The organism is Aggregatibacter segnis ATCC 33393 (assembly GCF_900476035.1).
Taxonomy (GTDB): Bacteria; Pseudomonadota; Gammaproteobacteria; order Enterobacterales; family Pasteurellaceae; genus Aggregatibacter; species Aggregatibacter segnis.
The window spans coordinates 513,309-533,207 of sequence record NZ_LS483443.1; the positions used below are offsets into that span (position 1 = coordinate 513,309).

At 43.7% G+C, this 19,899-nt stretch carries 23 protein-coding genes; 14 read left to right on the top strand and 9 right to left on the bottom strand.

Annotated elements, in window-relative coordinates; translation table 11 throughout:
- Window positions 1-5: 5 nt before the first annotated feature.
- The 3 genes from DQN58_RS02600 to glyS all read left to right on the top strand — a co-directional run bounded on the left by DQN58_RS02600 (window position 6) and on the right by glyS (window position 3,251).
- Window positions 6-371, top strand: coding sequence for an endonuclease domain-containing protein (locus DQN58_RS02600; RefSeq protein WP_005715581.1), 366 nt, complete (start codon window positions 6-8; stop codon window positions 369-371).
- Between the two features lie 301 nt (window positions 372-672).
- Window positions 673-1,164, top strand: a complete 492-nt coding sequence (locus tag DQN58_RS02605) for a hypothetical protein (RefSeq protein ID WP_005715583.1) — start codon at window positions 673-675, stop codon at window positions 1,162-1,164.
- A gap of 20 nt (window positions 1,165-1,184) precedes the next feature.
- The gene (gene glyS, locus DQN58_RS02610; RefSeq protein WP_005715585.1) at window positions 1,185-3,251 is read left to right on the top strand and encodes a glycine--tRNA ligase subunit beta; all 2,067 of its coding nucleotides are present in this window, start codon (window positions 1,185-1,187) and stop codon (window positions 3,249-3,251) included.
- Window positions 3,252-3,358: 107 nt separating this feature from the next.
- Here the strand turns inward: glyS and hemB are convergent, their stop codons facing one another.
- The 7 genes from hemB to yrfG form a co-directional block, all read right to left on the bottom strand.
- Window positions 3,359-4,381, bottom strand: a complete 1,023-nt coding sequence (gene hemB / locus DQN58_RS02615; protein WP_005715588.1) for a porphobilinogen synthase — start codon at window positions 4,379-4,381, stop codon at window positions 3,359-3,361.
- Window positions 4,382-4,399: 18 nt separating this feature from the next.
- On the bottom strand, window positions 4,400-5,167 hold the full coding sequence (gene tatC / locus DQN58_RS02620; RefSeq protein ID WP_005715591.1) for a Sec-independent protein translocase subunit TatC: 768 nt from the start codon (window positions 5,165-5,167) through the stop codon (window positions 4,400-4,402).
- 37 nt (window positions 5,168-5,204) lie between these two features.
- Window positions 5,205-5,816 (bottom strand): Sec-independent protein translocase protein TatB, encoded by a 612-nt coding sequence (tatB, locus tag DQN58_RS02625; RefSeq protein ID WP_005715593.1) that lies wholly within the window; start codon window positions 5,814-5,816, stop codon window positions 5,205-5,207.
- A gap of 3 nt (window positions 5,817-5,819) precedes the next feature.
- Window positions 5,820-6,050, bottom strand: a complete 231-nt coding sequence (tatA, locus tag DQN58_RS02630) for a Sec-independent protein translocase subunit TatA (RefSeq protein WP_005715595.1) — start codon at window positions 6,048-6,050, stop codon at window positions 5,820-5,822.
- A 295-nt stretch (window positions 6,051-6,345) separates the two neighbouring features.
- A complete protein-coding gene (gene hslO, locus DQN58_RS02635; protein ID WP_005715599.1) occupies window positions 6,346-7,221 on the bottom strand; it encodes an Hsp33 family molecular chaperone HslO in 876 nt (291 codons plus the stop codon).
- A gap of 68 nt (window positions 7,222-7,289) precedes the next feature.
- Window positions 7,290-7,706 (bottom strand): ribosome-associated heat shock protein Hsp15, encoded by a 417-nt coding sequence (gene hslR / locus DQN58_RS02640; protein ID WP_005715600.1) that lies wholly within the window; start codon window positions 7,704-7,706, stop codon window positions 7,290-7,292.
- Between the two features lie 12 nt (window positions 7,707-7,718).
- Window positions 7,719-8,378: a GMP/IMP nucleotidase gene (gene yrfG, locus DQN58_RS02645; RefSeq protein ID WP_005715601.1), complete on the bottom strand. Its 660-nt coding sequence runs from the start codon at window positions 8,376-8,378 to the stop codon at window positions 7,719-7,721.
- Between the two features lie 39 nt (window positions 8,379-8,417).
- Between yrfG and nudE the strand changes: the two genes are divergently transcribed.
- On the top strand, window positions 8,418-9,023 hold the full coding sequence (nudE, locus tag DQN58_RS02650; RefSeq protein WP_005715602.1) for an ADP compounds hydrolase NudE: 606 nt from the start codon (window positions 8,418-8,420) through the stop codon (window positions 9,021-9,023).
- Between the two features lie 14 nt (window positions 9,024-9,037).
- Here nudE and DQN58_RS02655 read toward each other — a convergent pair whose 3' ends face one another.
- On the bottom strand, window positions 9,038-9,913 hold the full coding sequence (locus DQN58_RS02655) for a cupin domain-containing protein (RefSeq protein WP_005715603.1): 876 nt from the start codon (window positions 9,911-9,913) through the stop codon (window positions 9,038-9,040).
- 72 nt (window positions 9,914-9,985) lie between these two features.
- A complete protein-coding gene (locus DQN58_RS02660; protein WP_005715604.1) occupies window positions 9,986-10,612 on the bottom strand; it encodes a YkgB family protein in 627 nt (208 codons plus the stop codon).
- Between the two features lie 350 nt (window positions 10,613-10,962).
- On the opposite strand from DQN58_RS02660, the gene DQN58_RS02665 reads away from it, so the two are divergent.
- The 10 genes from DQN58_RS02665 (at window position 10,963) to DQN58_RS02710 (ending at window position 19,846) form a co-directional block, all read left to right on the top strand.
- Window positions 10,963-12,969, top strand: a complete 2,007-nt coding sequence (locus tag DQN58_RS02665) for an OPT family oligopeptide transporter (RefSeq protein WP_005715605.1) — start codon at window positions 10,963-10,965, stop codon at window positions 12,967-12,969.
- Window positions 12,970-13,032: 63 nt separating this feature from the next.
- The gene (locus tag DQN58_RS02670) at window positions 13,033-13,461 is read left to right on the top strand and encodes a hypothetical protein (RefSeq protein ID WP_005715606.1); all 429 of its coding nucleotides are present in this window, start codon (window positions 13,033-13,035) and stop codon (window positions 13,459-13,461) included.
- Between the two features lie 36 nt (window positions 13,462-13,497).
- Window positions 13,498-14,316, top strand: coding sequence for a 3'(2'),5'-bisphosphate nucleotidase CysQ (cysQ, locus tag DQN58_RS02675; protein ID WP_005715607.1), 819 nt, complete (start codon window positions 13,498-13,500; stop codon window positions 14,314-14,316).
- Between the two features lie 71 nt (window positions 14,317-14,387).
- Window positions 14,388-15,872, top strand: coding sequence for a glucose-6-phosphate dehydrogenase (zwf, locus tag DQN58_RS02680; RefSeq protein ID WP_005715608.1), 1,485 nt, complete (start codon window positions 14,388-14,390; stop codon window positions 15,870-15,872).
- A 94-nt stretch (window positions 15,873-15,966) separates the two neighbouring features.
- The gene (gene pgl, locus DQN58_RS02685; protein ID WP_005715609.1) at window positions 15,967-16,665 is read left to right on the top strand and encodes a 6-phosphogluconolactonase; all 699 of its coding nucleotides are present in this window, start codon (window positions 15,967-15,969) and stop codon (window positions 16,663-16,665) included.
- A gap of 34 nt (window positions 16,666-16,699) precedes the next feature.
- Entirely contained in the window at window positions 16,700-17,092 is a 393-nt protein-coding gene (locus DQN58_RS02690; protein ID WP_005715610.1) for a GNAT family N-acetyltransferase, read from the top strand.
- A gap of 26 nt (window positions 17,093-17,118) precedes the next feature.
- Complete coding sequence (locus DQN58_RS02695; RefSeq protein ID WP_032822542.1) at window positions 17,119-17,535, top strand: hypothetical protein; 417 nt, start codon at window positions 17,119-17,121, stop codon at window positions 17,533-17,535.
- A 32-nt stretch (window positions 17,536-17,567) separates the two neighbouring features.
- Entirely contained in the window at window positions 17,568-17,900 is a 333-nt protein-coding gene (locus DQN58_RS02700) for a hypothetical protein (protein WP_005715611.1), read from the top strand.
- Between the two features lie 98 nt (window positions 17,901-17,998).
- Window positions 17,999-19,453: a decarboxylating NADP(+)-dependent phosphogluconate dehydrogenase gene (gnd, locus tag DQN58_RS02705; RefSeq protein WP_032997726.1), complete on the top strand. Its 1,455-nt coding sequence runs from the start codon at window positions 17,999-18,001 to the stop codon at window positions 19,451-19,453.
- A 75-nt stretch (window positions 19,454-19,528) separates the two neighbouring features.
- Window positions 19,529-19,846, top strand: coding sequence for a DUF4298 domain-containing protein (locus DQN58_RS02710; RefSeq protein ID WP_005715616.1), 318 nt, complete (start codon window positions 19,529-19,531; stop codon window positions 19,844-19,846).
- Window positions 19,847-19,899: the final 53 nt, after the last annotated feature.

Here is a 19,899-nt window from a genome sequence, read left to right on the forward strand (position 1 = left end):
CGTTCATGCAACCCTATGAAAGATACTTAAAAGAGAATTCGCAGAAATTGCGAGTGGATCAAACAGATGCGGAAAGAAAGTTATGGCAACGCATCAATCGAGATCAATTATTAGGATTTCGATTTAATCGACAAAAGCCACTTTTAAGTTATATCGTTGATTTTTATTGTGCGAAAGCAAAGCTGATTATCGAATTGGACGGTAGTCAGCACTATGAGCCTGATTATCAGGAAAAAGATGCATTGCGAGATGCAGAATTAAATTCACTTGGTTTTACGGTGATGAGATTTAGCAATGATGAAGTCATGCGTGAAATTGAAGGTGTAATAGAGCAGATTTATTTGTTTTTGGAGAATGTGGGGGCGGATTAAGTGTGAGGTTGGATTAATTTCTGCCAAATCTCCCCTAACCCCTCTTTGCTAAAGAGGGGGATTTCTTGAGTAAATTGATAGTAACTGACTCATTTACATTTTAATTTCAATATAGATTAAATTATCTGCTTTCAAAAAACGTTAAAGTAAAACATAGATATTTAACTCTGCAAAGAGCCAATCCCCTCTTTAGCAAAGAGGGGTTAGGGGAGATTTGGCAGAAGTGATAATGAAGAAAGTAATTAAATTGATACGATTTATTGATTTATCTCTAAACTAAAATACCTTAAGGATTACTACTATGAAAAAAGTAATGTTAAAAACGTTTATTGTTGGTCTTATTGGATTTTCTGTGACAGGTTGTGAAGCAACACCAGATACTCACGATGAGACAAGTATTGAGCAACCAGTGCATCAAGAAAATTGGACTAAGCAACCACTTGAGAATGCAAAGTATTTAAGGGTTGGGATGACAGAATCTGAAGTTATCCAGATCATGGGAGAACCGATAACAAGAGAGTTTCAAGGGAGAAGATCTGCTCTACAATGGTGCTCTACAGGCACTATTGGCACTAATATGCCATATGATAGATTTCTTATGGCTGCTTTTACAGATGAACGCTTAACAGAGATAAAAAATTTCTCCAATAAAGATGAATTTGAAATTCTATCTGCACAGGTGGATAAAAATGGAGGAATTGATTGCGCTAGTCTAATCCAAAATGTTCACTGGCTAAAACCAGCAGACCAAATTATTGAGCATAGATATAGAGATATGAACTTCTATCGCTAATTTTGAATAAGAGAAACAAAATGACAACCCAAAACTTCCTAGTTGAAATCGGCACAGAAGAGCTGCCACCAAAAGCTCTCAAAACATTAGCAACCTCTTTTGCGGATAACGTTGAGGCGGAATTAAACCAAGCGGGCTTAACCTTCGACAAGATCGAATGGTTTGCGGCGCCGCGTCGTTTGGCGGTGAAAGTGTTGAACTTGGCGACACAACAACCGAGCAAAGAAATCGAAAAACGAGGGCCTGCAGTGTCTGCTGCCTTTGATGCGGAAGGTAAACCAACTAAAGCGGCAGAAGGCTGGGCGCGTGGTTGTGGCATTACCGTTGAGCAAGCAGAACGCATTGCGACTGATAAAGGCGAATGGCTTGTTCACCGTGCAAAAATTGAAGGTCAACCGACCAAAAACTTGCTGAACGATATTGTGGCAAATGCGTTGGCGAAATTACCAATTCCAAAACCAATGCGTTGGGCAGATAAAACCGTGCAGTTTATTCGTCCGGTTCACACCGTGACTATGTTGTTAGGCGATGAGTTAATCGAAGGCGAAATTTTAGGTGTAGCAAGCGCACGCACCATTCGCGGACATCGTTTCTTAGGTGAAAAAGAATTTGAAATTCAACATGCAGACCAATATCCGCAATTATTGCGTGAAAAAGGTTCTGTGGTGGCAGATTTCAATGAGCGTAAAGCCGAAATTCTTGCAAAATCTCAAGCAAAAGCGACCGCACTTGGCGGCGTGGCTGATATTGAAGAAAGCTTGCTTGAAGAAGTCACTTCTTTGGTGGAATATCCAAACGTTTTAGCGGCTAAATTTGAAGAACGCTTCTTAGCGGTGCCTGCGGAAGCCTTGGTTTACACGATGAAAGGCGACCAAAAATATTTCCCAATTTATGACAAAGACGGAAAATTATTACCGCACTTTATTTTCGTATCGAATATCAACCCTGAAGATCCAACCGCGATTATCGAAGGGAACGAAAAAGTAGTTCGCCCACGTTTAACCGATGCGGAATTCTTCTTCAAAACCGACTTAAAACAAAAACTGGTTGATCGTTTACCACGCTTAGAAACCGTGTTATTCCAACAACAATTGGGTACATTAAAAGACAAAACAGACCGCATTGAGCAACTGGCAGGCGAAATTGCAAAACAAATTGGTGCAGACGAAGCGAAAGCAAAACGTGCAGGTTTGCTATCAAAATGTGACTTAATGACCAACATGGTATTCGAATTCACCGATACACAAGGCGTAATGGGTATGCATTATGCCCGTCATGACGGTGAGGACGAAGAGGTCGCAGTGGCGTTAAACGAACAATATATGCCACGCTTTGCCGGTGATGAATTGCCTAAATCTTTGGTGGCAAGTGCGGTCGCTTTAGCCGATAAATTTGACACCTTAACGGGTATCTTCGGTATCGGACAAGCGCCTAAAGGCAGCGCAGACCCATTTGCATTACGTCGCGCAGCATTAGGGGCATTACGTATTATCGTAGAGAAAAACTTACCACTGGATTTAGAAGATTTAGTGAAAAAATCAGCCGCACTTTTCGGTAATAAACTCACGAATCAAAATGTGGTTGCCGATGTGGTGGATTTCATGCTCGGTCGTTTCCGTGCATGGTATCAAGATGAAGGCATTGCGGTGGACGTGATTCAAGCGGTATTGGCGCGTCGTCCAACTCGTCCGGCTGATTTTGATGCGCGCGTGCGTGCGGTTTCACATTTCCGTACCCTTGATTCTGCGGAAGCTTTGGCGGCCGCCAATAAACGTGTGGCGAATATTTTGGCGAAAGCGGAAGGCGACATTGGCGCAATTGATGTGGCGTTATGCGTTGAACCGGCAGAACAAGTACTTGCCCAAAGTGTGTTAAGTTTGGCAAAAGAAGTTCAGCCGTTAATCGCACAAGGCGAATATACGGCGGTGTTGGATAAACTCGCCGGCTTGCGTCAACCGGTAGATAACTTCTTTGACAATGTGATGGTGAATGCGGAAGACGCGAAATTGCGTCAAAACCGTTTAGCCATTTTGAACACGTTGCAAGGTTTGTTCTTACAAGTGGCGGATATTTCGTTGTTGCAATAAAAGATAAAAGTGCGGTCACAAAATCATGTGTTTTTTCCACCGCACTTTCTGTATAAAAAAGCCGAATAGGATTATTCGGCTTTTTCTTTAGATCTTCTATCAAGAAATTATTTATTCTTTCCTTCCAAATACAACCACTCTGCCACTTGTTTGGCGAAGTAAGTCAAAATGCCGTCAGCGCCGGCACGTTTGAAGCAAAGTAAAGATTCCATGATGCATTCTTTTTCTTTTAACCAGCCGTTTTGAATCGCCGCCATGTGCATAGCATATTCACCGGAAACTTGGTAGGCAAAGGTTGGTACGCCGAATTGTTGTTTTACGCGATAGACTAAATCTAAATATGGCATACCCGGTTTCACCATCACCATATCAGCACCTTCTTCCAAGTCTAATGCCACTTCTTGCAAGCCTTCATCGCTGTTAGCCGGATCTAATTGATAGGTCTTTTTATCGCCGCCTTTTAAGTTTCCGGAAGAGCCCACGGCGTCACGGAACGGGCCGTAATAGTTGGAGGCATATTTAGCGGAGTAAGCCATGATGAGGGTGTTAATAAAGCCTTTTTCTTCCAAGGCACTACGGATTCTGCCGATGCGTCCGTCCATCATGTCGCTTGGCGCGACCACATCTGCGCCGGCTTCTGCGTGGGAAAGGGCTTGTTTGATTAATACGTCGGTGGTGATGTCGTTCAGTACGTAGCCTTCTTCATCGATAATGCCGTCTTGTCCGTGCACGGTGTAAGGGTCAAGCGCCACATCGGTTAACACGCCAAGTTCCGGATAGGCAGCCTTAAGCGCTTTCACTGCGCGTTGCACCAAGCCGTTCGGGTTATAGGCTTCTTCCGCCATTAAGGATTTTTTCGCCTGTTCTACCACAGGAAACAGCGCAATCACCGGCACGCCATATTTCACCAATAAACCCGCTTCAATTAACAGTTGGTCTATGGTTAAACGTTCTACGTTTGGCATGGAAGGCACAGCTTCACGATGATTTTCGCCTTCAATAATAAATACGGGATAAATCAGATCATCAACAGTCAGTTTATGTTCCGCCATCAAGCGGCGACTAAAATCCTGTTTACGCATACGGCGTAAACGGCGGGTTGGAAAACCGGTAAAAATTTGTTGTGTCATATTATCTCCCGAATTGAATTAGTGATTAGATGTGTTGTTTTCTTCTTGAGTAGTTTCATTTTCTTCACGCGGACGGTAAAAACGCGCGCAGAATACACCTACTTCAAATAACAAACACATCGGAATGGCGAGCAGGGTTTGTGAGAACACATCCGGCGGAGTTAAAAGCATACCGATAAAGAACGCACCCACAATAATGTAAGGGCGTTTGGCTTTTAAATCTTCCGGCGTGGTGACACCTGTCCAGCACAGCAAAATGATGGCAACAGGCACTTCAAAACAAATGCCGAAAGCTAGGAATAGGGTAAGAACAAAATCTAAGTAGCTACTGATGTCCGTGGCGATCGAGACGCCTTCCGGTGCTGTTTTCGTTAAAAAGCTAAACACTAATGGAAAGACAACATAGTAAGCAAAGGCTACGCCTAGATAAAACAACAGCGTGCTGGAAAATAGTAGCGGATAAATGAGGCGTTTTTCGTGTTGATATAATGCCGGTGCCACAAAAGCCCAGATTTGATAGAGCAAAAATGGCACTGAAATAAAAATAGCGACAACCCCGGTCAGTTTAATTGGGGTGAAAAACGGCGTTGCAATGTTGGTGGCAATCATACTGGAGCCGTTTGGCAAGTTTGCGGTTAACGGTGCCGCCACAAAGTTATAAATTTCATTGGAGAAGTAAACGAGCGCGACAAATATCACGGCAACGAAAATGATGCTGCGTAATAAGCGATTGCGTAGTTCTACTAAGTGAGTGATAAGGGGTTGAGTATCGTCAACGCTGGTCATAAGTTATCCTGATGTGAGGCGGTCCCGCAAAGCACGGTTAACTTTTGTCTGAGGCTTTGTCTGACGTGTCCGATTCCGTGTGAGCCGGTAGCGGGTTATCCGGATCATATTGATTGATGTAGTAGGCGAGTTTCTCGTCTAATTCAATTTCTTCTTGCTCCGCCTGTTCTGCCGGAGAAAGAGCAGTTATATTTTCCGTCGTTTCTTCTTTTGGTGTTTCTAAAGCGACAGTTTCCAATGCGGGCGTTTCTGTTTGTAGCGATTCAGTGAGATTTTCTACCGCACTTTTATCCGCCTGCACCTGCTTCAATTCATTGATTTGATCTTGAAGTGTTGTGTTGGTCTCATTGGCTTTTTGTTCTAGCTCAGAGCGTAGCTTGTCAGCGGAAGCTTTAAGTTCTTCCACTGTTTTGCCTAATTCGGGCGACAACGCCTTGAGGTTTAAACTTTCCGCTTTTTTGATGCTGTCTTGTAATTCCTGCAATTTCAGCTCTTGTTTTAGTTCGTTTTGGACGTTCGCCGCCAGGCCGCGAATTGTGCGTACCCAACCCATTACGGTACGAATCGCCACCGGTAAACGTTGTGGGCCTAGTACTACTAAGCCCACAATGCAAACTAATACAATCTCGGAAAAACCAATATCAAACACGGATTATGCCTGTTCTTTTTCTTTGTTTTTTTCTTGTTCCGGTTGTGCGCTTTGTTTTTGTTCCACTTTGTCGAAACTTGCGTCAGCCGGTTTGGCTTCTTCGTTCATGGCTTTTTTGAAGCCTTTTACTGATTCACCTAAATCAGTACCTAAAGTACGTAATTTTTTCGTACCGAACAGTAACACGATAATTAAGACTAAAATCGCTAATTGCCAAATGCTAATACCGCCCATAAAAACCTCGTCATTCTATAAAAGTAATAAATAAAAAACGTGCGAAACTATACCCGTTTTACGCAGTTTGAACAATAGCTAGGCAGGATTATTTTTGTATTTCTTGATTTAGTTCATATTGGGTTAATGCCTTGGTGGATAAGGCTTAACGTAATAGTTATCAGCATGGATTTATTGTAAAAAACAAATGGAAAAAGCACCGCACTTAACCGAGCAGACTTTTGCCTGTGGTAATTGGAATAAAAGAAAAAGGCGTGCACTAAAAATGCACGCCTTAGATGAGATAGGTTTGCGGTTAAGCTTGCGAACCTGCTTTTAATTTCTCAATCGTTTCTTTATTGAAGAAATAATGCGTGCCACAGCATTCGCATTGCATATCGATGGTGCCTTGGTGTTCGGCGAGGATATGGTCAATTTCTTCTTCCGAAATTAACAACAAGGCAGCGCCTGAACGTTCTTGCGAACAGCCACAGTGGAAGGTCACCGATTGTGGTGCGAAGAGTTCAACGGTTTCTTCGTGGTATAAGCGGTACAATAATTCTTCTGCGCTTAAGCCAAAAATCTCTTCGTCTTTAATGGTGGCGGTTAAGGTGGCTAAATGTTCGAAATCGTCCGGTGAGCCCGAACCATCCGGGACAATTTGCAATAACACACCGGCGGCGACCGGTTTGCCGTCATATTCACCACTGCGGATAATCAGTTGTGTTTGAAGTTGTTCGGAACGGACGAAATAGTCTTCCAAACATTCGCTGATAGTGGGTTTGTCGAGGGGCACGATTCCCTGATAGCGTTCGCCTTCTTTCGGTGCAATGGTGATCACCAACACGCCTTTACCGATCATTTGGTGTAGGGTCATGCCGTTATCAATATCGCCTTGTAAACGGGCAAGCGCACGGATTTGTTGCTGATCGTTGCCGTTGACTAACGCCAGTTTTAATGGGCCATCGCCTTGAATTTGTACGGTGATATCACCGTTAAATTTTAAGGTGGCGGTCAGCAAACTGGTGGCGACCATCATTTCGCCTAATAAATTGCGTACGGCTTGTGGGTAATGATGGGTGTTTAAGGTGTCGTTGAACGTTTGATTTAAGCGTACCCATTCGCCACGTACGGCGCGGTCTTTGAATAGATAACGATAAAGTTGGTCGTTGTCTTTAGTATAAGTGGTCATCTTTTTTGTTCCTAATTGAATATTGTTCGCCAAATATAAGGGCGTTTCCCTCGATTACAAGGTGGCGCTTATGCTTGGTTTTGATGTTTGAATTTAAGTAAATCGCGACGTTCTTTTTTGTCCGGACGGCGATCAGGGTGCGGCATAGACAGCGCGTTCATTTTGCGTGCCATGGCAAGTTTTTCTCGATTGGCAAGGCTTTGTTCTGTTTCGCGGTAAAGCAGTTGCGCTTCCGGTGCACCTCGCCGTTGAGTGGAAAGCGCCAACACAACGATTTCCTTTTCGTCACTGCCTTGGCGTATTTTTAGGGTGGCACCCACTTCCACGATCTTATTCGGTTTGCTGCGTTGCCCGTTATAATGGACTTTGCCTCCGTCAATCATCTCTTTGGCGAGTGTGCGGGTTTTATAAAAACGCGCTGCCCACAGCCATTTGTCCAAACGCACTGCTTCTTTTTCTTCTTCTATTTGATAATGTTTTGCCATGTTGCCGCGTCCTTACAGTAAAGTGCGGTAGTTTTTGACGGAGAAATGGCGCTCAAAGGATTTGTCCGCCAAGGTACTGTCCGGATTTTCCACGCCGATAGTGTAGGCAATGCCAAATTTTTTAGCGCTATCTAACACCGGTTCTGTGTCGTCAATAAAAAGGGTTCGGCTCGGATCGAATGGCGTGAATTGTTGCAAACGTTGCCACAAAGACTGTTCCACTTTGGGCGCATTAAACTGATGGCTGGAAAGCAACAAATCAAAGTGCGGTGCTAAATCGCAGTGTTTTAATTTTTCTGCCAAACTGAACGGATGGCTGTCGGTGAGCAAAATTAATTTCTTGCGGCGTTCACGAGCGGCTTGTAAAAACGGATAAACATCCGACCGCACTTTGATGTAATCGCGCTGTTGTTGTAACAATTCACGCAACGGTAAATCTAAATTTTTCGCCCAAAAATCAATGCAATACCATTGCATACTGAATTCCACCTGCTGATAACGGCGATGGATCAGTTCGCGACTTTGTTCCACAGAAAGCTTGAATTTGTTGGCATACGCCTGCGGCACCACCTTTTTCCAGAAACGGTGATCGAAATACAGATCGATTAGCGTGCCGTCTAAATCCAGAATCACGGTGTCGATTGCTTGCCAGTCAAATTTTTGTTGTACCATCCCTGTTGTGGTCCCTTTTCTTTGTAAAAATAGTGGGGTATGGTATCGCTATTTCAGTGGTTTGTAAAACAAGGGAAGAAGAGAACAATGTTACAAAAACCAACCATTCTCAATATAAAAACTGTAGCAAAATCAACGATATTTGAAATTCAATCGGTGGATTTGAAATTCGCCAACGGAACGCACCGCACTTATGAACGTTTTCGCCCCGGCAAATACGCTTCGGTGATGGTGGTGGCGATTGATGGCGAGGATATGTTGTTAGTGCGTGAATATGCCATGGGAACAGAGCGCTATGAGTTAGGATTTGTGAAGGGCAGAATGGATGCAGGTGAAACGCCGGAACAAAGCGCCAATCGCGAGTTGCAAGAAGAAATTGGTTTAGGCGCAACATCTTGGGTGCATTTGCGCACGATTAATTCATCCGTTGGCTTCATGAATAATCCTATGCACATTTTATTGGCGCAGAATTTTTATCCGAGCAAACTGGAAGGCGACGAGCCGGAACCGTTGCAAGTGGTACGCGTGCCGTTGGCAAACATTAACGAGTTATTGCATGATCCTGAATTCAATGAAGCGAAAAATCTGACCGCACTTTATTTACTTCGGGATTATTTACAACGGAAAGCCTGTGTTAACCCATGAATTGGTAGTTGTATTTATCGGTATTTCCCCGGAGAAATGCCGTAATAGGATTTAAACACTTTGGTAAAGTGGGTGTCTGATTGGTAGCCCACTTCCGAAGCAATTACGCTAATCGGTTTTTGTGTGTTTTTTAGTAACATTCCTGCCATATTCATTCGCATTATAGTGAGAAATTTACCGGGCAAAATGCCCGTTTTTTGTTTAAATGCACGAATAAAATTGGCGCGTGACATGGCGCAATTTTCTGCCAAGCTCTCCATGCTCCAGCTTTCTTTGGGGTTGGCTATGATAGCATTTACGGCATTTCTTAAACGTTTGTCCTGTAATGCGCCGAAGATGCCTTGATTGACCTGATGGTGTTGAAGGTAATCTCTGATTAAATAAGTGAAAAGAATGTTGCATAACGCATTGACGACAACTTCATTGCCGAGGTTATCCTCTGTTTCTTTGCGCAGCAATTTCAGTAAGGCCATGATGGAATCGTTATTTCCGGCAAGGTGCCACTGCGGTAGATTAAACAGTAAACTTTGCGCAACGTTTAAATAACGAAAATAACCGCAAAACATTTCAAAATCAGCAGATTCGCTTGAGCTATTGCGATGTAATGTAAAAACACCTTGTGTGGTTTTGGTAATTTGTGTTTCTGTGTCGGTGCCGTGATAAATAACGTGCTCTTCTCCGTAGGGCAGAAAAATGACATCGCCCGGTTTGAGCCGGTAGGTTTGGTCTTTCAGCCGAATTTGGCATTCCCCTTGTGACACAATATGAAATCTGCCAATTAAATTCGGTTCCTGTTTATGATGGATTAGCCAGTCACCTTGAAAACGACAGAGGATATTGATTTCTCCCTCAATGCCTGACTGTCGGACAAGCTGATCTAAATAGTCCATGTTCTACTTTTCTCCTGATTAACAAATGAAGAAGCCTATCACAGAGTGATAAGCTTCATATCGGTGTTTCAATTAGACGGATGCTTTATATTTTAAGTAGCGATTCGCACATTCGGCAGCGGCAACTAATCCCCCAGCCATCATAATAATATCTTTAATAACCAAACGTCCCGCACCGGATAAATATGGAAAGCCGTAATTTGGTGTAGGCAAATCGCCCCCTAAATTAGGCACCCACGTTTCCGGCGTGAAGATCAGGAACGACAGGGTGACAATGGACATACCGAACGTCAGCAAACCGCCGAGTAGCCCAAAAGTCGGAGACCAGATTCCGGCTAACGTTAATAAGCCGATGGTCACAATGATTGCACCGATAATATAAGATGCGGTGTAAGTCCCGTTAGCTTTGTGCCATTCAATATTTTTCGCCACCATTTTACCTTCGGGATTTTTATAAAGGGTATATTCTTTTACTAATTCGCCTTTATCGTTTTGCACCAAATTTGGTCCGTTTTTATAGAGGAAACTTAAGAATGGACTATTTGAGACAAAATGGGCAATACCATCTGCTTCATATTGACATACTTTTAGCCCGCCAATCCATACCATAACGATACAAATGGCGATTCGTATAAAGTTAATAAATTGGCGTTGCATCGGGGCAACAATTTTCGCGAGTAATTCAATTAATGCATTCATTTTTTAGCCTCATAGAACTTCATCATTCAGTGGATGATACAAAATGTAGTGGTTATTTACCTAAATGGAATAGGCTCGGCGAACTATATAGGATATGAAGAATAAATAACTTGATGAGATTCGCTATTTTTTATAATTGAGACTAAATCAGATGGATTTAAGATTATAGCGATGTTGAGTGGAGGGCTATTTTACTATTGAATAGGTTATAGGATTATAAATAGTTTAAAAATATGGCTGATATTTAAATAAAATTCAATTTAAGCAAAATAAATTGAATGAAACTTGATTATTCGCTGCTTTTTTGTCAAGGTGGCAACGTTTTTTATTTAAAAGATAGGTAATGTGTTATGCAATCTACAAACTTAAAAGAGTTGACCTTCCGAGGCATGTTCCTTGGAGCGTTGATTACGGTGTTGTTTACCGCATCTAACGTTTATTTGGGTCTAAAAGTGGGGATGACATTTGCGTCGTCGATTCCGGCGGCAGTTATTTCCATGGCGGTACTGAAATTCTTTAAAGATTCCAGTATCTTGGAAAACAACATGGTGCAAACTCAAGCATCTTCTGCGGGTACGCTTTCTTCAGTGATTTTCGTGTTGCCGGGCTTGTTGATGATGGGCTACTGGCAAGATTTCCCGTTCTGGCAAACCATGTTGATTTGTGCTGCGGGTGGTACGTTGGGCGTGTTGTTCACGATTCCATTGCGTCGCGCCATGGTGGTAAATAGCGATTTACCTTATCCGGAGGGTGTTGCTGCGGCGGAAATTTTGAAAGCCGGTAACAATTCTGATGCCGACAGCGGCGTGAAAGATATTGCTTATGGCGGTATTTTTGCCAGCGTCGTGGCGTTCTTAACGAACGGTTTACGTTTGATGGCAGATGGTGCCAGCGCGTGGTTTACCGGCCCGGGTGGCAAAGCGATTTTCCAAATTCCGATGGGCTTTTCTTTAGCCTTATTAGGTGCCGGTTACTTAATCGGTATCGTGGGCGGTATTGCGATATTGTTGGGTACCTTCTTTGCTTGGGGCTTAGCGGTACCGTTCTTTACCATGTCCGGTGATATGCCAACTGATGGAACTATCGTGAGTTATGCCATGAGCATGTGGAAAACGAAAGTACGTTTTATCGGTGTGGGAACAATCGGGATTGCGGCGATTTGGACGTTATTGATTCTGATGAAACCAATGGTGCAAGGTATGGTGCATTCTTTCCGTATGTTGAAAGGCACACAAGGTGCGTCTGAACATCGTATTGATATCGACCTTTCACCAAAAACCATGATTTACATTTTAATTGCCGCTGTGGCGTTAATCGTGGTTTCCTTACATCACTTTATCGCTGCCGCACCGATTTCTCCGGAATTGGCGTTATTGTTAGTGGTCGTTTGTACTTTCTTGGCAGTATTTATCGGTTTCTTCGTGGCGGCAGCCTCCGGTTACATGGCGGGGCTTGTGGGTTCTTCCTCTAGTCCAATTTCCGGTATCGGGATCATTTCCGTGATCGTGATTTCTTTAGTATTGTTTTCTATCGGCAATGCTTCCGGTTTATTTGAAACGGCGGATGGACAGAAATTCTTGACCGCACTTACCTTGTTTACCGCGTCTATCGTGTTAACGACAGCAACTATTTCTAACGATAACCTGCAAGATTTAAAAACCGGTTTATTGGTCGAAGCGACGCCTTGGCGTCAACAGGTGGCGTTAATTATCGGTTGTTTCGTGGGTGCATTAGTGATTGCGCCGGTATTGGAAATTCTTTACCACGCTTACGGCTTCACCGGCGCATTACCGCGTCCGGACATGGATCTATCACAAGCGTTATCTGCACCGCAAGCAACGTTAATGACTACCATTTCACAAGGGATTTTCTCTAATAAATTAGAGTGGACTTACATCTTAACCGGCGTGGGTCTTGGTGCAGTGTTGATTATCATTGACAGCTTCTTGAAAAAAATGAGTAACAAAGCCTTTGCGTTACCGGTATTGGCTGTGGGGATTGGTATCTACTTACCACCTTCTATTAATATGCCGGTTGTCACCGGAGCATTCTTGGCGTGGTTAATTAATCGTCACATCACCAAATATGCAGCGCGTAGCGGCGACAAAGACGTGAACAAACGAGCAGAGCGTTTTGGTACCTTGTTCGCCGCGGGCTTGATTGTAGGCGAAAGCTTAATGGGCGTTGTATTAGCCTTTATCATTGCCGCCTCCGTTACCTCCGGTGGATCTGAAGCGCCATTGGCCTTGAATTTGGAAAACTGGGGTACGATTGGTGAAGTACTTGGTTTAGTCGTATTTATCGCCGGTGTGACCATTTTCACCTTGCGTGTATTACGTGCAAAAAAATCTGCGTAATCGCTAAAATTCCTCTACAATAGGCTGTCTTTTGATAGCCTATTTTTTTACTCAGGAATTCTTATGCCGTCTAAATTTCCATATCTAAAAGCACTCATTTTATTTCCTTTACTTGCTCAAATTATTGGCACGTTGGTTAGCATTTACGTTGATGACAACACTGATGAATTATTCACCACAGTGGATGTCGTGCTATTTAGTTTCTTAGCCACATTTATCGTGGTAACCGTGCCGGCGCTGTTGATTGCATTATGGGCAAAGATTTATCGCTACACGCGTTATAACGTGGTGGCGATCGTGTTAATTTCTCTGACTATTGCCTTTTGTTATGGAAACATCGCGAGTTTTATTTATATGACGCTAACCCAACCTGCTATGACCTTTGGCGTGTGGTTGCATGGCGGTGGCATTGATATGGCATTTTTGCTCAGCTTTGGTATGGCACTGTATTCGGTTCTCGTGTTGCCTTTGTTGTTGCCGAAAACGAGATAAATTGCGACTTGGATTGAGAACATAGGAGGGAAGACTATGCCAATTCTCACAACGCATTTATTACAGGATGTGATTCATATCGCCCAACAAGCGGGCGAGCATTTACGTCGTTTTTATCAACATTCGGTGTCTGTTCAAATCAAAGCAGACAATACACCGGTGACGGAAGCGGATTTGTTTGCCAGTCAATTTTTAACGGAAAAACTGACCGCACTTACCCCACATCTTCCTATTTTGTCAGAAGAGAATTGCAACATTCCCCTTGCGGAGCGGCAGGCGTGGGAGTCCTATTGGTTAATTGACCCTCTTGATGGCACACAACAATTTATTAATCGCACCGATCAATTTTCCGTGCTCATTAGCTTAGTGAAAAATCATCAACCGGTGTTGGGCGTGATTCATGCGCCGATATTGGGCTATACCTATTACGCCATGAAAGGATTTGGGGCGTATAAGCTGCAAGAGGGAAAACCGTGCAAATTAGCATTCCGTGATATTGCTTTAGACCGACCTTTGCGCATTGCCGTGGGTTCTGCGGCCACCGCCGAAAAAGTGCGGTCAATTTTGAACCCGAATTTTGATTATGCATTTCACATCTGCGGTTCCAGCAGCTTAAAAAGCACACTGGTGGCGGATGGTGTATGCGATTGCTATATTCGCTTAGGTCGCACCGGTGAGTGGGACACAGCCGCCGCAGAGATTTTGCTGGCGGAAATGGGCGGGGTGGTTTTTGACTTAAATTATCAACCGCTGACTTACAATCAACGGGAATCTTTCGTGAATCCGAACTTTTTAATGGGCGTTACGCGAGATTTTCGATGGGATAATATCTTTCGCTCCGATTTATCAGAGTGATTAGAAATGCCGGATGATTTTCCTTATCATACGACGTATTTATTAAATCGTAACATTAATGTGGTAACCAAATGAAAACAGAAAACTGTTGTATCGTTATCTTCGGCGCGTCCGGAGATTTAACCTATCGTAAACTTATTCCGGCGTTGTATGACCTTTATAAAATTGATCGGTTGGGCGATGATTTCTCCGTTTTGGGTGTGGCGCGCACCGAATTAAACGACGATTCTTTCCGTGAAAAAATGCGTCAAACGCTAATTGAACACGAAGGCGCGGAAGGCGAATGTTTAGAACAATTTTGTCGCCACTTATATTACCAAGCCGTCAACACCTCAGATAAAGCGGACTATGCCAAACTGATTCCGCGACTTGATGCCTTGCATGAAACCTATAAAACCAACGGCAACACCTTATATTATTTATCCACGCCGCCGAGTTTATATGGCGTGATTCCGGAATGTTTGGCAGAGCATGGTTTAAACAAAGAAGAGCATGGTTGGAAACGTCTCATTGTGGAAAAACCGTTCGGTTATGACCGCAAAACCGCCGAAGCCTTGGACGTTCAAATTCACCGCTTCTTTGAGGAACACCAAATTTATCGTATCGACCATTATCTTGGTAAAGAAACCGTACAAAACCTACTTGTGTTGCGTTTTTCTAATGGTTGGTTTGAGCCGCTTTGGAACCGTAACTTTATTGAATACGTGGAAATCACCGGGGCCGAATCTATCGGCGTAGAAGATCGTGGTGGTTATTACGACGGTTCCGGCGCAATGCGCGATATGTTCCAAAACCATTTGTTGCAAGTATTGGCGATGGTCGCAATGGAGCCGCCGGCGATTATCAATTCGGATTCCATGCGTGATGAAGTGGCGAAAGTATTGCACTGCTTACGCCCGTTAACCCATGAAGACATGGAACATCATTTAGTGCTTGGACAATACACGGCCGCAGAAATCAACGGCAAAATGGCGAAAGGCTATTTGGAAGAAAAAGGCGTGCCGGCAGATTCCCGCACGGAAACCTACATGGCATTGCGTTGTGAAATTGAAAACTGGCGTTGGGCGGGTGTGCCGTTTTATGTGCGCACCGGCAAACGTTTACCGGCGCGTGTCACCGAAATCGTGATTCACTTCAAAACCACACCGCACCCGGTATTCAGCCAAAATGCACCGGAAAATAAATTGATTATCCGTATTCAGCCGGATGAAGCTATTTCCATGCGTTTCGGCTTGAAAAAACCGGGCGCAGGCTTTGAAGCAAAAGAAGTGTCCATGGATTTCCGCTATGCAGATTTAGAGGGCGCGACTGTGATGACCGCATACGAGCGTTTATTGCTTGATGCCATGAAAGGCGATGCGACCTTATTTGCCCGTACCGATGCCGTACATGCCGCGTGGAAATTCGTGCAACCAATTTTGGATTACAAAGCTCAAGGCGGTCGCGTGTATGACTACGAAGCAGGCAGTTGGGGCCCGATAGCCGCAGATAAACTGATTGCCAAAGAAGGCAAAGTGTGGCGCAAACCAAGTGGTTTGATGAAGAAAAAAGTTTAATTTAGTTAATCTCATGTAGGGTGGGCTTTAGCCCACCGTTCCTAATATCTAACATAATAAAATGGTGGGCTAAAGCCCACCCTACGGAAAAATAATGAACTATATTACTTTCCCTACTGCTCAACATGCGGTAGAAAAAATTGCCCAAGAATTTGTGATTTATAGCCAAGCAAATCACCCCGTGCACATTTCCTTGTCCGGCGGTTCTACACCGAAATTATTGTTTAAAACCTTGGTGCAAGCCCCTTACGCCGATCAAATTAACTGGAAAAACCTCCATTTCTGGTGGGGCGATGATCGCATGGTGCCGCCATCTGATTCCGAAAGTAATTACGGTGAAGTACAAAAACTCTTGTTCGATCACATCAACATTCTGGCAGAAAACATTCACCGAATTCGTGGCGAAAACGAACCGCACTTTGAGTTAAAACGCTTCAAAGAAGAATTAAGTGCGGTCATTCCTGACGGCGTTTTTGATTGGATTATCCTCGGCATGGGCGCAGACGGGCACACGGCTTCCTTGTTCCCGAATCAAACCGATTTCGCGGATGAAAACCTTGCCGTCATCGCTAAACATCCGGAAAGCGGACAGCTCCGCATTTCCAAAACCGCCAAATTAATTGAACAAGCCAAACGCATTACTTATTTGGTGACAGGCGAAGGTAAAGCGGAAATCCTCAAAGAAATTCAAACCACACCGGCGGAAAATCTGTCTTACCCGGCAGCTAAAATTCAGGCGAAAAATGGTGTGACAGAGTGGTATTTGGATAAAGCGGCGGCAAAATTGCTATAACGGATGGCATATCAGACATCGCGGGTTTCACAATATGATCGAATACAAAACCAACGTTCCCATTTCAGTAGAACAATTTATTGAACTACTCAATAAAACATCGCTAGGCGCACGTCGTCCATTAGAAGATGAAAAACGTGTGGCGGAGATGTTGCACCATGCGAATTTATTGGTGACAGCTTGGGATGGCGAGCGATTGGTGGGTGCCGCCCGTTCGGTGACGGATTTTGCCTATTGCTGTTATTTGTCTGATTTGGCGGTAGACGAACAATATCAAAAACAAGGTATCGGCGTGCAGTTAATTGAACACACCAAGCAGGCGTTACATCCTCAAGCCAAAATTGTGCTGTTATCTGCCCCGCAAGCGGTGGATTACTATCCGCATATTGGATTTACGCAGCATATGAGTGCGTGGACGAAGAGTTAATTTATTAGAATGATATGGAGACAAAAATGAAAAAGCTGTTTGTACTACTTACTTCAACTTTGTTATTTGCTTGTTCATCTGGTCCATCTTTAGATCAGTTAGCGGCACAAATGCCAAAAGATAATCGCTCAGTAATGCTTCAAGTTCCAGAAGCAGGAAACCCAGTTTCAAATGGAATGCTTGTAGCAACGATTAGAACCGCAGGTGGTACTTCAGGAAAACGACTCGTATCTCTTTTAGCTACAGATAATTTACACATCGGAATTGCAGGGAACAGTCAATCTGTGAATAAAGCAGTTGCTATGTATGGACTAAATAATGCAGAAAAGGTCGGCAAGGATGTATCTTTATACCTTGTTGGAGATAGTCAAAGCGATAAAGCAGATCTAGAAAAAGCCGCAAAAGCGAAAAATGTAGAAATGCATTACATTATGCAAAAATAAGATATAGATACATTAGATGCGGAGTGACTTTAATGTTGAATTTAGATAATAAAAAATTTGTTGCTGTTGAAAACACCGCAAATGGTGAAGTGAGTAGCCAAACAGAATTTTATTATCATCAACAAGGTAAAATGATTTGGGCTGAATATGGTGGTGGTGAAATTTTAAAAGGTTTTTTAATTGGGAAATGGATTAACGATACTCAAATTGAATTTACGTATCAACATTTAAATCAATCTCTAGAAAATCGTCTGGGTCGTTGTTGTACAACATTTTCTTTAGAAGAAAGTAAACTCGTCGGTCATGAAAAATGGCAGTGGCTAGACACGTTAGAGCAAGGCAGCTCTTTAATTAGAGAAATTTAAAAGAAGTTTTGCTATAGAATATCTGAAACAAGCTTCTTATACTTTACAATAAATACTAAATGATAGGTGCATCTGTACCTCACAAACAGGAGAAAACAATGTCAGTAAAAGGCGACATCGGTGTTATCGGCTTAGCCGTGATGGGGCAAAACCTCATTTTAAATATGAACGACCACGGGTTTAAAGTGGTCGCGTATAACCGTACCACATCTAAAGTGGATGAATTTTTACAAGGTGCGGCAAAAGGCACGAACATTATCGGTGCTTATTCTTTGGAAGATTTGGCCGCTAAATTAGAAAAACCGCGCAAAGTGATGTTAATGGTGCGTGCGGGTGAGGTGGTGGATCAATTCATCGACGCATTACTACCGCACTTAGAAGAAGGCGACATCATTATTGATGGCGGTAACTCAAATTATCCGGACACTAACCGTCGTGTGGCGGCGTTGCGTGAGAAAGGCATTCGCTTTATCGGCACCGGCGTTTCCGGCGGTGAAGAGGGCGCACGCCACGGGCCATCCATCATGCCGGGCGGTAACGAAGAAGCATGGCCATTCGTGAAGCCGGTATTACAAGCAATTTCCGCCAAAACCGACAAAGGCGAAGCGTGCTGTGATTGGGTGGGCAAAGATGGCGCAGGCCATTTCGTAAAAATGGTGCATAACGGCATCGAATATGGCGATATGCAATTAATTTGCGAAGCCTACCAATTCTTAAAAGAAGGCGTGGGCTTGTCTGACGATGAATTGGAAGCCACTTTCAACGCATGGCGCAACACCGAATTAGACAGCTACTTAATCGACATCACCGCTGATATTCTTGGCTATAAAGATGAAGACGGTAACCGCCTTGTGGATAAAATTTTAGATACGGCAGGGCAAAAAGGCACCGGTAAATGGACGGGGATCAATGCTCTTGATTTCGGCATTCCATTGACGTTAATCACCGAATCCGTGTTCGTCCGTTGCGTATCTGCTTTTAAAGATCAACGCGTTGCCGCAAGCCAATTATTCGGCAAAACCGTAGGCAAAGTGGAAGGCGATAAAAAAGAATGGATTGAAGCGGTGCGCAAAGCCTTGTTGGCGTCAAAAATCATTTCTTACGCGCAAGGCTTTATGTTGATTCGTGAAGCGTCTGAAAACTTCAACTGGAACATCAACTATGGCAACACTGCCTTGTTATGGCGTGAAGGTTGTATTATTCGCAGCCGTTTCTTAGGCAACATTCGCGATGCGTATGAAGCGAACCCGGATTTAATCTTCTTAGGTTCCGACAGCTACTTCAAAGGCATTTTGGAAAACGCCATGGGCGAATGGCGCAAAGTGGTGGCAAAATCCATCGAAGTCGGCATCCCAATGCCATGTATGGCGTCGGCGATTACCTTCTTAGACGGTTACACCTCAGCCCGCTTGCCGGCAAATCTGTTGCAAGCGCAACGTGACTACTTCGGCGCGCACACTTACGAACGCACCGACAAACCACGCGGCGAATTCTTCCACACCAACTGGACGGGGCGCGGCGGCAATACCGCATCCACCACGTATGATGTGTAATTTGTAAAACACGCTGTAAATGGACCGCACTTTAAATGAAAGTGCGGTCATTTTTTTGAATGTTTTGGAGGTCGTATGTTATCGAAAGCCCGTTTAGAGCAAATCACGAAAATGGAAGACATTTTGAATGAAACCAATGATTTTTTAGCGGAAGCCGAAGCATTTTTGGAAAAATGGCAGGCGTTTCTCCCGAAAATGGAAACGTTGGAACGCTATTATTTTGACGGTGACTGGCGTGAGGATTATGCTGCTTATGAACAAGGCGAAATTCCACCTGACTTGCCTTGCGGTGTATTGGGCGAAGATCCGGTGTTTAACGCGAGCGTTATGCAGCGCGAATTGGCGGTACAATGGCTGAAATTAATTAGTCGGATTTTAGACAATAATAAATAAGTCGTACCAGATCATAAAAATGCAAATTATTCTCAAGTAGATCTATTTTTCTC

Bases quoted from the DNA above. Each gene is read 5' to 3' on its own strand.
- DQN58_RS02690 (WP_005715610.1), top strand. From the start codon at position 16,700: ATGATCGAATACAAAACCAACGTTCCCATTTCAGTAGAACAATTTATT.
- nudE (WP_005715602.1), top strand. From the start codon at position 8,418: ATGGTATCGCTATTTCAGTGGTTTGTAAAACAAGGGAAGAAGAGAACA.
- cysQ (WP_005715607.1), top strand. From the start codon at position 13,498: ATGCCAATTCTCACAACGCATTTATTACAGGATGTGATTCATATCGCC.
- zwf (WP_005715608.1), top strand. From the start codon at position 14,388: ATGAAAACAGAAAACTGTTGTATCGTTATCTTCGGCGCGTCCGGAGAT.
- pgl (WP_005715609.1), top strand. From the start codon at position 15,967: ATGAACTATATTACTTTCCCTACTGCTCAACATGCGGTAGAAAAAATT.
- tatA (WP_005715595.1), bottom strand. From the start codon at position 6,050: ATGGGCGGTATTAGCATTTGGCAATTAGCGATTTTAGTCTTAATTATC.
- DQN58_RS02605 (WP_005715583.1), top strand. From the start codon at position 673: ATGAAAAAAGTAATGTTAAAAACGTTTATTGTTGGTCTTATTGGATTT.
- DQN58_RS02710 (WP_005715616.1), top strand. From the start codon at position 19,529: ATGTTATCGAAAGCCCGTTTAGAGCAAATCACGAAAATGGAAGACATT.
- hslO (WP_005715599.1), bottom strand. From the start codon at position 7,221: ATGACCACTTATACTAAAGACAACGACCAACTTTATCGTTATCTATTC.
- hslR (WP_005715600.1), bottom strand. From the start codon at position 7,706: ATGGCAAAACATTATCAAATAGAAGAAGAAAAAGAAGCAGTGCGTTTG.
- DQN58_RS02665 (WP_005715605.1), top strand. From the start codon at position 10,963: ATGCAATCTACAAACTTAAAAGAGTTGACCTTCCGAGGCATGTTCCTT.
- tatC (WP_005715591.1), bottom strand. From the start codon at position 5,167: ATGACCAGCGTTGACGATACTCAACCCCTTATCACTCACTTAGTAGAA.
- DQN58_RS02700 (WP_005715611.1), top strand. From the start codon at position 17,568: ATGTTGAATTTAGATAATAAAAAATTTGTTGCTGTTGAAAACACCGCA.
- DQN58_RS02670 (WP_005715606.1), top strand. From the start codon at position 13,033: ATGCCGTCTAAATTTCCATATCTAAAAGCACTCATTTTATTTCCTTTA.
- yrfG (WP_005715601.1), bottom strand. From the start codon at position 8,378: ATGGTACAACAAAAATTTGACTGGCAAGCAATCGACACCGTGATTCTG.
- DQN58_RS02655 (WP_005715603.1), bottom strand. From the start codon at position 9,913: ATGGACTATTTAGATCAGCTTGTCCGACAGTCAGGCATTGAGGGAGAA.
- hemB (WP_005715588.1), bottom strand. From the start codon at position 4,381: ATGACACAACAAATTTTTACCGGTTTTCCAACCCGCCGTTTACGCCGT.
- DQN58_RS02600 (WP_005715581.1), top strand. From the start codon at position 6: ATGCAACCCTATGAAAGATACTTAAAAGAGAATTCGCAGAAATTGCGA.
- gnd (WP_032997726.1), top strand. From the start codon at position 17,999: ATGTCAGTAAAAGGCGACATCGGTGTTATCGGCTTAGCCGTGATGGGG.
- DQN58_RS02695 (WP_032822542.1), top strand. From the start codon at position 17,119: ATGAAAAAGCTGTTTGTACTACTTACTTCAACTTTGTTATTTGCTTGT.
- glyS (WP_005715585.1), top strand. From the start codon at position 1,185: ATGACAACCCAAAACTTCCTAGTTGAAATCGGCACAGAAGAGCTGCCA.
- DQN58_RS02660 (WP_005715604.1), bottom strand. From the start codon at position 10,612: ATGAATGCATTAATTGAATTACTCGCGAAAATTGTTGCCCCGATGCAA.